We start from the raw sequence: 10,295 nt of genomic DNA, 5'->3' as shown, positions 1-10,295 counted from the left end.
GCGTCGATCGCGCCGCGCGTGGCCTCGGCCCGGCCGGCGGGCACGCCCGCGCTGAGACCGGCGCGCAGGGCCTGGACGTCCACGAAATCGTCGTCGGCCGCGAGCGGGTCGGCGGTTTCGAACGGGATGAGCGGAGCCTCGGCCGAACCGGCGAAGGCCGGCACCTGGGCCGTGAAGGCGGACGGCGTGGTCGCCGCCAGAGCCTCGGTGACGTCGGCGCCGCCGAACGGCTCCGAAGCCGGTGTCGGGAGCGGGTCCGAGGGCGAACCGAAGACGGGGCCCGTATCCAGCGGCTCGGCGGGCGCGTCCCAGTCGGCCGTCATGTCGGCGATCAGGCGGTCCACCGGCGTCGCCTCCGCCACCGCACGGCCGGCCGAAGCATAGTCGTCGTCGGCGGCCTGGTCGTCGAGGGTCTCAAAGGCGGGGAAGGGGGCCGGCGCCCCGGCCTCATGCGACGGCGCGGCCCAGAGGGCGTCGTCGAACGTCTCTTCCGGGAAGGCGGCGCTGCGCCAGTCCGGACGGCGCAGATCCTCGACGGGCGAGGCGGCCGCCGGCGTTTCGGCCGCCTTTTCGGCTCGACGACCCATGGTTTCGCGGGCCTCGGCGATGAGGGCGGCGGTTCGTTCCTCGCTGAGACGCAGGCGTTCGGCCATTTCGCCCGAGACGCGGCCATAGGCCTGTTCGACGCGGTCGGAGCTGTCTCCGAGGCGGCGCGCGACATCGTCCAGGGCCTGGGCCGACTTGCGCTCTGACTGGGCGATGCGGTCCGACAGGCGGTCGGAGATACGGGTGATCTCGGCGCCGAGACGTTCCAGACCCAGGGCCTGCTGGTCCTCGGCGCGGGTCAGACGGTGATCGACGACCTGGGCGTGACGCGCCATCTCGCGGTCCATCTTCTCACCGAGAGACCGGTTGAGATCGGACGCCAGGGCCTCGCCGATGGCGGCCATCTTCTCGATGGCGGCGGTCTCGACCCCGTTGATCCGGCCGTCGAGCGCTTGCAGGCGGCCCTCCACCGACTGGGCCCGCAGATCCGTCGCCTGAACCCGACCGTTCAGGTTCTGGGCGATGCGCAGGACCTCGCGGCCCATGCTTTCGATGCCGTGTGCGGAGCGTTGCTCGGCGGCCTTCACCTGTTCGGCGGCGGCGGCGACGGCCGCCTCGATCCGGGCGAGGCGGTTGTCCTGCTCGGCCGTGTCCAGCCGCCGCATCATCTCGGCGCGATTGGTCTCCACCTGGCGGCTGAGGGTCTCGGCGAGCTTCTCGAAGCGGGCGGCCTCGCGGGCGCCCTCGGGTTCGACCCGGCTCTCGGCGGCGCGCAGCCGCTGGTCCAGGCCGGCGAAGGAGCGTTCGAGGCCACGCAGGGCCGCCGTGGTCTGGGCCTGGGCCTGATCGAGGCGGGCCGAGGCCTGGGCCATCAGGTCGGCGCCGGGGCCGGGCTGGGCCGTCTTCTCGGCGGCCTCCATACGCTGACGCAGCTCGTTGAAGCTGGTGCGCTGGCGTTCCTCGATGTCGTAGAGGCGCGAGGCCAGGGCGCCGAGGCCGGTCTCGACCTTGCCGAAGGTCTCGGCGGTCTTGGGGCCGGTTTCCTGTTCGAAGGCGCGCAGACGGCGATGGCCCTCGCGCAGTTCCTCGGCGATGTCGTCGATGCGGCGGCCGTAGGTGCGGCCCACGGCTTCCTGGCCGTCGAGACGGCGCACCAAACCGTTGACGGCCTGATCCACGCCCTGGATGGCCAGGGTCGAGCGGCGCTCAGCGGCTTCAAGGCGGGCGGCGATGGCCTCCACCGAGGCGGCGACGCGCTGGAGAGTGTCGTCGGAACCGCCATAGACGTCGTCCAGGCGGCGCGAACGGCCACGCCGTTCAAAGACATCCGCGGCATGGGCGCGACGGCTGAGCGGAACGACGATCTCCTCGTCCTCCGCGTCCTCCATGATCATGGTGTTGAGCCACTCGCCGAGGGTCATGCCGGACCGGCGAGCCAGATCCTTGGCGACTTCGCGAGCCTTGGGATCAATTCCCTTCACGCTCCATGGCGCTGCGCTCACTGATTCGCTCCTCGACCCAAACACGACGACGCTAACGGGCCATATCCGGGGTGTAAATCTGTGGTTAACCGCAAGATATGGGGGTCCGACAACTTCCTGTGGAAATGACCGCACCCTTCATGGGGTTCTTCGCCGGAACAGGGTTAACGCGCGGTGAAGATTAACCTGTCGGCAAGGTTTAAGCCCTTGCGGAACCGGCGCGGCATCGGCACTTGAGCGGCCATGTCGATGACCCTGACCCTGTCGCTTCTGACCGCCAGTCTCGCGCTGGCGTTCTTCGCAGGATGGCGCGGTGCGCGGCCGGTGGATCTGAAAGCCGGCCCCCGGATGGCGCCCTGGCGGTTCATCATGCTGCTGAGCGCGGCCTTCGCCATGCTGCTGCTGATCCATGTCGGGACACTGATGGGATTTTCCCGACCAGGCTGAGCCGTATGGAACGTCGCCGGGCGCCGACCGCTTGATCCTCCGAATCCAACGAGAGGACATCCCCGTGAGCGACAAGACCCTGACCCCCGCCGAGGCCGAAGAGGCGTTCTGGAAAAGCCTGAAGGACTCCAACACCGGCATGCTGGGGCTCGACCAGCCCGGCTATCACAACCAGCCGATGACCGGCTTCGGCGAGCCGGAGACCGGGACGATCTGGTTCTTCACCCGCGACGACACCGACTTCGCGCGCGACGTGGCGGTCGGCGGTCAGAGCGGCATGTTCACCTATCAGGCCAAGGACCAGAAGGTGCACGCCTGCATCCACGGCGACCTGTCCATCGACAACGACCGCGAGCGGATCGACCGCTGGTGGAACCCGGTGGTCGCCGCCTGGTATCCCGAGGGCAAGGACGATCCGCACCTGACCTTGATCCGCTTTGACGGCGACGACGGCCGGGTGTGGGTGTCGGACAAGGGCGCGATCGGCTTCGCCTATCAGGTGCTGAAGGCCAATCTGACCAAGACCGTCCCGGATGCGGGCGGGGTGTCGGATGTACGTTTGAGCTGACGGGTTGTGTCGGGTGATTAGTGGGTAGTGGTTAGTGATTGGCGTGACGATACCGCCGTGTCTCATCCACTAATCACTAATCACCAATCACGCCTTGCTAGGCTCACCCAGTGAAGCACCACGCCAGCACCGCCTTCTGGGCGTGGATGCGGTTTTCGGCCTCGTCCCAGACCAGGGACTTCGGCCCGTCGATCACGGCGTCGGTGACCTCTTCGCCACGGTGGGCGGGGAGGCAGTGGAGGAAGACCGCGTTCGGATCGGCCTGATTCATCAGGGCCTCGTCCACGCCGTAGGACTCGAAGGCGGCGAGGCGGGCCTCGTAATCCTGATCGCCCATCGAGACCCAGGTGTCGGTGACGACGACGTCGGCGCCCTTGACCGCTTCGGACGGGTCGGAGGTCAGGGTGACGTGGTTCCCGCCCACCGCCAGGTCGCGCAGGTCGGGGTGGTACTCGGCCGGGCAGGCGACGTTCAGGTGGAAGCCGAACTTCGGCGCCGCATGCATGAAGGAATGGCAGACATTGTTGCCGTCGCCGATCCAGGCGATCGTCTTGCCGGCGATCGGCCCGCGATGCTCCTCGATGGTCTGGAGATCGGCGAGGATCTGGCAGGGGTGGCTACGGTCGGTCAGGCCGTTGATGACGGGTACGGTCGAGACGCGGGCGAAACGCTCGACATCCTCATGGTTGTTGGCGCGGATCATGACGGCGTCGACCATGCGCGACAGGACGCGGGCGGTGTCCTCGACCGGCTCGCCGCGACCCAGTTGCATGTCCGAGGCCGTGGCGATGATGGACGAGCCGCCCAGCTGGCGGATGGCCGCATCGAAGCTGAAGCGCGTGCGGGTCGAGTTCTTCTCGAAGATCATGGCCAGGACGCGGTCCCGGCCCGGGGCGTCGGCGTCGGCCCGACCCTGGGGCCAGCCCTTGCGGGCGGCCTTGCGGGCATGGGCGTCGTCGAGGATGGCCCGCAGGTCGGCGGCGTCCAGCCGGGAAATATCGAGGAAGTGTCTGACCATGTTCAGCCCGCCATCTGCTTGCGGGCGGTTTCGCACGCGCCCTCGAAGCGGCGCACGGCTTCGCGCGCTTCTTCGATGGTGAGGTTGAGGGGCGGCAGGATGCGGCAGCAGTTGTCGCCCCCGCCCGCGATCAGCAGGTGCTGGTCGTCGCGGGCCAGGGCCATGAAGTCGCGGTTGTTGGGAACCAGTTTGACCCCGATCAGCAGACCCTTGCCGCGCACGTCCACGATGATGTCGGGGAAGCGTTCCTGAAGGCCGACGAACTGCTGCTTCAGATAGCCGGCGACTTCGTTGACGTTGGCGATCAGCTCGGGCTTCACCAGTTCGCCGAAGGCCGCGAGGCCGACGGCCATGGCCAGGGGATTGCCGCCAAAGGTCGAGCCGTGGACGCCCACGGTCATGCCGGAGGCGGCCTTGGCGCTGGCCAGGCAGGCGCCCACCGGGAAGCCGCCGCCCAGGGCCTTGGCGATGGCCATGATGTCGGGCGCGATGCCCGCCCATTCGTGGGCCCACAACTTGCCGGTCCGACCCATGCCGCACTGGACCTCGTCGAAGATGATGAGGACGCCGTGCTCGTCGCAGAGCTCACGCAGCGAGCGCAGGCAGTGTTCGGGAATGGCGCGGCAGCCGCCCTCGCCCTGAACCGGTTCGACGATGATCGCCGCCGTGGTCGGTGCGGCGATGGCGGCCTTCAGCGCCTCATGATCGCCCCAGACCAGCTGGTGGAAGCCCTCCATCGGCGGGCCGAAGCCGTTGGTGTAGGCCGGGTTGGCCGCCGCGTTGATCGCGCCATAGGTCCGGCCGTGGAAGGAGCCGTCGAAGCCGTAGATGTCGATGCGCTCAGGCGCGCCGTTGTGGAAGTGATAGCGACGGGCGGTCTTGATGGCGCACTCGACCGCCTCGGTCCCCGAGTTGGTGAAGAAGACGGCGTCGGCGAAGGAGTGTTCGCAGAGCTTGTCCGCCAGCTCTTCCTGTCCCGGAATGCGGAAGATGTTGGAGACGTGCCACAGCTTCTCGGCCTGAGCCTTCACCGCCTCGACGAGGATCGGGTTGGCGTGGCCCAAGGCGTTGGTGGAGATGCCGGACACCATGTCCAGATATTCCGTGCCGTCCTTGGCCCACAGACGCGCGCCTCGGCCGCGATCCACTTCCAGCGGAGCACGATTATAGACACCCATCAGATGGTTCACGGACACGGACTGGACCTCCAAAACGCACAAGGCCCCGCCGCGTCGCGACGGAGCCGATAAGGGAGGGGTCTTGTCGGGCGGATGCGGGGGTTAGTCAACACCACGGCCCAGCCGGCCGGAGGCGCGCAGGTCCGCCAGAAGCATGCGGAGTTCGGTCTGCTGATCCGGCGTCAGAACGCGCTTGGGCAGGATGGGGCTGCCGGGCGGGGTGAGCAGAAAGACGAAACGATTCTCCTCTTCCCGCACCGACACCAGGGCGCCCCAGCGGATGCGGCTGAAGAACAGGTCATTCGACAGTTCGATCCCCGTTTCATCCAGTCTCCAGTCGATCGCGCGATCGCTGGCAGGGCTCAGTCGGGTCGCACGGGCGACCGCACGATCGGCCAGGAGGCGGGACACGACCCAGGCCACCGGCGTCCCGATCAGGGCGGCCAACAGCACGGTCCGATCGGCATAGGGGCCGACACCCCAGCAGGCGAGCGCCCAGAGGCCGATGAAAGGCACGAGAATGGGGCCAAGCATGAAGGCGTGCATGGCGCCCCATCCCTTGCGGATAGGGCGCACTTCACGGGGCGTCGGCCGAACTCCGGCGACGGAAATCATGAGGTCGGAGCTGCGGTCGCGAGAATCGGGCGATCCGCCGCCTTCGCCTTGGCCACGGCTTCCACCGCCCGCATGACGCGCAGCATGTTCTCGCCGGCCAGTTTGCGGATGTCGGCTTCGGTCCAGCCGCGCTTCATGAGTTCGGCCAGCAGGGCGGGGTAGGTATCGACGCCTCCGAGGCCGGCCGGCAGGGAGTCGACGCCGTCGAAGTCGCCACCGAGGCCGACATGGTCGATGCCCGCGACCCGGCGCACATGGTCGATGTGGTCGGCGACGTCGGAGATCGAGGCGGTCGGGGTCGGGTGGGCGTCGGTCCAGGCCTTGAGCCCGGCCGTGACGGCGGCGGGATCGCCGGGGTTCAGGGATTGAAGCCGGGCCTGTTCGCCGGCGCGGTTCGCGCCCCACTGGCGGACCTTTTCGGAGACGAAGCCGGGCACGAAGGTGACCATGACGACGCCGCCGTCCTCGGGCATCAGGCTGAGGACGCTGTCGGGCACGTCGCGCGCATGGTCGGTGACGGCGCGGGCCGAGGAGTGGGAGAAGATGACCGGGGCGTCCGAGACGCGGATGGCGTCCAGCATGGTCTCCTCCGAGACGTGGCTGAGATCGACCATCATGCCGAGGCGGTTCATCTCCCTGACCACCTGTTCGCCGAAAGGCGAAAGGCCGCCCCATTTGGGCGCGTCGGTGGCGCTGTCGGCCCAGGTGGTGGTCTTGGAATGGGTCAGGGTGATGTAGCGGGCGCCGGCTTCATGGAACTGGCGCAGCAGGCCGAGGGAATCGTCGATCGAATAGCCGCCCTCCATGCCGATCAGGCTGGCGATCTTTCCGGCGCGGTGGATGCGGACGATGTCGTCGGCGGTGGTGGCGATCTCAAAGGCGGAGGGGTAGGCGGCGACGAGGCGATAGACGGTGTCGATCTGTTCGAAGGTGGCCTTGGCCGCCTCGACCGGCGTCAGGCTGGCGGGAACATAGACCGACCAGAACTGGGCCCCGACGCCGCCGGCGCGCAGGCGGGGGATGTCGGTGTGGAGATCGGTCGAAGCGTCGAGATTGGTCGCCAGATCGACGGCGTGGGGGTCGTTTCCATAGGTCTGGCGCAGGGCCCAGGGCAGGTCGTTGTGCCCGTCGATCAGAGGCGTGCGGTCCAGGATGCGACGGGCGCGGACCTCGTCGGCCGTGGGCGCCGTCTGGGCCAAGGCGGGACCGGCGAGAGCCAGTAGAGAGGCGGCGACGAGGCAGGAACGGATCACGATGAACTCCGGGAAGCGGCGCGGCGACTGTGGCGGCGAGGTGGGTGCAGGGAAAGAGGGCGCGTCAGTCGCGTCCATGGGTCAGGCGCGAGATCAGGACGGCGGCGCGCTGGGACTGTCGGGTCAGGCTGTTCAGATCGACGCTTTCGCCCACCGCATGGGCGCCCGAGCCCGCCATGCCGAGGCCGCCGAGGGTCGGCACATCGGCGGCGACGAAACCGCTGTCGGCCGCGCCGCGCCGGGCGGGGTCGAACTCGGCCATCTCGGGCAGGCCGAGGTCGCGGTTGACGGCGTTCAGCCGGGCCAGCAGGTCGCGATTGCCCTCGGTCGGGGCCATGGGCGGATAGCCGGTCTCGCCGAAGGCCAGTTCGGCGGTGGTGCGCGGCAGGTGGTCGGCGACGATGGCCTGCATCCTGTCGCGGGCGCGGGCCTCCTGTTCCGGGGTCAGGGCGCGCAGGTCGCCCCGGGCCACGGCGGTTTCGGCCACGATATTGGTCTTGCCGGAGGCGGTGACGCGGAAGCCGTCGGCGTCGAGCGTCGCAGGCGTTCCGCCGGCCATGACCCCGACATTGTAGGTCAGGTTGGGTTCGCGCAGGTCGCGGCGGAAGCTGTCGAGGATGCGGCTCAGCTCATAGACGGCGCCATAGCCCAGCGTCTCGTTGAAGACGCCGCTGGAATGGCCGGTGCGCCCTCCGGTGGTCAGGGTCCAGTTGGTCGAGCTGCGCCGGGCGACGGTGCCGAAGTCCTTGCCGTCCTCCATGGCCAGGCCCTCGAACTCCAGGGCGAAGTCGGCGGCCTTGCCGGCCTCGATCAGATCCTTGCGGGAAATCGACAGGGGCGCGCCGGTGCGTTCCTCGTCGCCGGTCAGGAAGACGGTGATGTTTGCATCTTTCAGCGTCCCCGCCGCCTGCATGGCGCGCAGGGCCGAGAGGATGACCACGACCCCGCCCTTGTCGTCGCCGACGCCGGGGCCCGTGGCCATGTCGCCGTCCCGCACGAAGGTCTGGAAGGGGCTGTCGACCTCGAACACCGTATCGAGGTGGCCGATCAGCAGGATGTTGCGGCCGGCGCCGGAATGGGTCGCGACCAGATGGCCGGCGCGGCCGGTCTCGGCCATCTCCAGCCAGCCGACCTGAAAGCCGAGCGCCTCGAGTTCGGGGCGGAGCATCTCGCCGACGGCGCGGACGCCCGGCAGGTTCAGCGTGCCGGAGTTCTGGTTCACCATCCGCTCCAGCAGGGCGATGTGGCGGTCGTGCTCGGCGACCACCGTGGCGGCCATGACGCGCTCGGCCTCCGACGTCTGCGCGAAAGCGTGAGAGGCGCAGGCCATCACGGCGACGGCGGCGAGGAGGGCGAGGCGCATCGGCAAGTCCCGAACTGAACGATTGATCTGGATCATGGCCCGATGCGGGGGTTCGGGTCTAGAAGGCGCGCATGAGCGAAGTCGTCACAGACCCGTTGGCTTTGAAGAAAGCCGAAACCCGCGCCTGGTTTGAGGCCCTGCGCGACCGGATTCATGCCGCCTTCGAGGCCCTGGAGGACGCGGCGCCTGCCGACCTCTATCCCGGCGAGCCGGGCCGGTTCGTGCGCACGGCCTGGGATCGGCCCGAGGGCGGGGGCGGCGTGATGGGGATGATGCACGGTCGGCTGTTCGAGAAGGTCGGGGTCCACTGTTCGACCGTGCATGGAACCTTCCCGACCGACTATGCGAAGTCGGTGCCCGGGGCGGCGGAGGACCCGCGCTTCTTCGCCACCGGCATCAGCCTGATTTGCCATCCGCGCAATCCGCGTGTGCCCGCCGTGCACATGAACACCCGTTTCATCGCCACGACGAAGACCTGGTTCGGCGGGGGCGGCGACCTGACCCCGGTGCTGGACGTGGATCGTCACGCCGAGGCGGCGGACACGGTCGCCTTCCATGCGGCGATGAAGGGGGCCTGCGACGCCCATGGCGCGGACTACTACGACCGGTTCAAGGCCTGGTGCGACGAGTATTTCTGGCTGCCCCACCGGAATGAGCCGCGCGGCACGGGTGGGATCTTCTACGACCATCTCGACACCGGCGACCACGACGCCGACTTCGCCTTCACGCGCGATGTGGGCTCGGCCTTTGCGGAGGTCTATCCGTCCATCGTGGCGCGGCGAATGGGCGAGGCCTGGACACCGGCCGAGCGCGAGGAGCAGCTGATCCGGCGCGGCCGCTATGTGGAGTTCAACCTGCTCTACGACCGGGGGACCACCTTCGGTCTGAAGACCGGCGGCAATGTCGAGTCGATCCTGAGTTCCATGCCGCCCGAGGTGAAGTGGCCCTGAGCCGTCGCCGTCAGATGCCGCTGCCCTGATCCTCGGCCGGGGGTGGGGTCAGCATGAGGAAGGCCCGGATCCAGGCGGTCAGGACGGCCCGGTCGTTCGGCCCCCTCAGGCTGGCGATGGCCTGATCCGCGACCTCATGCGGGATGCGATGGCCGCGCCGGGCCTCGACCAGGGCGGCGGCGTATTCGGGCTGGAACTCGGGATGACACTGAAAGGACACGGCGCCGTTGTCCCCGCCGGTCGGGTCGTCATAGGCCAGGGCGGCGTAGGGGGTGAAGTCACAGGCGGCGATCACCCGGGCGTCCGGCGGCCGGACCACGACCTGATCCTGATGCGAGACGGCGATGGAGACGGCAGGGGCGCGCGGATACATCCACGGCTCATGGCCGGACACGTCGTAGCGATGCAGGCCGACGCCCCAGCCGCGATCCGACTTTTCGACATGGCCGCCGAAGGCCTGGGCCAAGGCCTGATGGCCGAAACAGATGCCGACGAGACGGGTCTTGCCGCGCGCGTTCCGCAGCCAGTCCAGCAGGGGCGCGATCCAGGGGAGGTCGTCATAGACCCCGGCCGCCGAGCCGGTGACGATGGCGCCCTGAAACTCCGCCGGGTCGTCAGGCAGACGCCCGGCCTGGACGTCGAAGCGGACGGTGGCGACGCTCTCGCCCAGCAGGGCCCTGAAACGCGCCGGATAGTCGTCGAAGGAATCGCGCAGGTCGGGCGGCGGGGTTCCGGTTTCGAGGATGGCGACAGGCTTCACGGTGGGCTCCGGCTCGATACCTGTATGGCGGGCCAAACGAGGCGGGGAAAGGGCGAGCCCGAGTTCAGGGGCCGTTAACCGCGTCCGCTCACGCAACCTTGAGACGCATGGTCCTA

9 protein-coding genes and 1 pseudogene are annotated in these 10,295 nt (G+C 68.7%); 3 read left to right on the top strand and 7 right to left on the bottom strand.

The window, feature by feature from the left end:
• Window positions 1–2,048: pseudogene (locus ACT6QK_RS08700) on the bottom strand (SEL1-like repeat protein); the annotation flags it as partial.
• Between the two features lie 228 nt (window positions 2,049–2,276).
• Between ACT6QK_RS08700 and ACT6QK_RS08695 the strand changes: the two are divergent.
• On the top strand, window positions 2,277–2,474 hold the full coding sequence (locus ACT6QK_RS08695) for a hypothetical protein (RefSeq protein WP_444597435.1): 198 nt from the start codon (window positions 2,277–2,279) through the stop codon (window positions 2,472–2,474).
• A gap of 64 nt (window positions 2,475–2,538) precedes the next feature.
• Window positions 2,539–3,042 carry a pyridoxamine 5'-phosphate oxidase family protein gene (locus ACT6QK_RS08690; protein WP_444597434.1) on the top strand — a complete coding sequence of 168 codons (504 nt, stop codon included), beginning with the start codon at window positions 2,539–2,541 and terminating at the stop codon, window positions 3,040–3,042.
• 103 nt (window positions 3,043–3,145) lie between these two features.
• Here the strand turns inward: ACT6QK_RS08690 and argF are convergent, their stop codons facing one another.
• The 5 genes from argF to ACT6QK_RS08665 form a co-directional block, all read right to left on the bottom strand.
• Window positions 3,146–4,060: an ornithine carbamoyltransferase gene (argF, locus tag ACT6QK_RS08685; protein WP_444597433.1), complete on the bottom strand. Its 915-nt coding sequence runs from the start codon at window positions 4,058–4,060 to the stop codon at window positions 3,146–3,148.
• 2 nt (window positions 4,061–4,062) lie between these two features.
• A complete protein-coding gene (locus tag ACT6QK_RS08680; RefSeq protein WP_444597432.1) occupies window positions 4,063–5,280 on the bottom strand; it encodes an aspartate aminotransferase family protein in 1,218 nt (405 codons plus the stop codon).
• 60 nt (window positions 5,281–5,340) lie between these two features.
• Entirely contained in the window at window positions 5,341–5,784 is a 444-nt protein-coding gene (locus ACT6QK_RS08675; RefSeq protein WP_444597431.1) for a YcxB family protein, read from the bottom strand.
• Between the two features lie 65 nt (window positions 5,785–5,849).
• Window positions 5,850–7,106 carry a dipeptidase gene (locus tag ACT6QK_RS08670; protein ID WP_444597430.1) on the bottom strand — a complete coding sequence of 419 codons (1,257 nt, stop codon included), beginning with the start codon at window positions 7,104–7,106 and terminating at the stop codon, window positions 5,850–5,852.
• 64 nt (window positions 7,107–7,170) lie between these two features.
• Window positions 7,171–8,469, bottom strand: a complete 1,299-nt coding sequence (locus ACT6QK_RS08665; protein WP_444597429.1) for a M20/M25/M40 family metallo-hydrolase — start codon at window positions 8,467–8,469, stop codon at window positions 7,171–7,173.
• Window positions 8,470–8,540: 71 nt separating this feature from the next.
• Between ACT6QK_RS08665 and hemF the strand changes: the two genes are divergently transcribed.
• On the top strand, window positions 8,541–9,419 hold the full coding sequence (gene hemF, locus ACT6QK_RS08660) for an oxygen-dependent coproporphyrinogen oxidase (RefSeq protein ID WP_444597428.1): 879 nt from the start codon (window positions 8,541–8,543) through the stop codon (window positions 9,417–9,419).
• Window positions 9,420–9,429: 10 nt separating this feature from the next.
• Here the strand turns inward: hemF and ACT6QK_RS08655 are convergent, their stop codons facing one another.
• Window positions 9,430–10,179, bottom strand: coding sequence for a glutamine amidotransferase-related protein (locus ACT6QK_RS08655; protein WP_444597427.1), 750 nt, complete (start codon window positions 10,177–10,179; stop codon window positions 9,430–9,432).
• Window positions 10,180–10,295: the final 116 nt, after the last annotated feature.

It is taken from the genome of Brevundimonas sp. (assembly GCF_052436175.1).
GTDB lineage: Bacteria > Pseudomonadota > Alphaproteobacteria > Caulobacterales > Caulobacteraceae > Brevundimonas.
Note: the sequence above shows the minus strand (reverse complement) of the source record. Positions and strands in the feature narration are given on the sequence as shown.

Coding starts and splice junctions, on each gene's coding strand:
- ACT6QK_RS08695 (WP_444597435.1), top strand. CDS start 2,277: ATGACCCTGACCCTGTCGCTTCTGACCGCCAGTCTCGCGCTGGCGTTC.
- argF (WP_444597433.1), bottom strand. CDS start 4,060: ATGGTCAGACACTTCCTCGATATTTCCCGGCTGGACGCCGCCGACCTG.
- ACT6QK_RS08675 (WP_444597431.1), bottom strand. CDS start 5,784: ATGCACGCCTTCATGCTTGGCCCCATTCTCGTGCCTTTCATCGGCCTC.
- ACT6QK_RS08665 (WP_444597429.1), bottom strand. CDS start 8,469: ATGCGCCTCGCCCTCCTCGCCGCCGTCGCCGTGATGGCCTGCGCCTCT.
- hemF (WP_444597428.1), top strand. CDS start 8,541: ATGAGCGAAGTCGTCACAGACCCGTTGGCTTTGAAGAAAGCCGAAACC.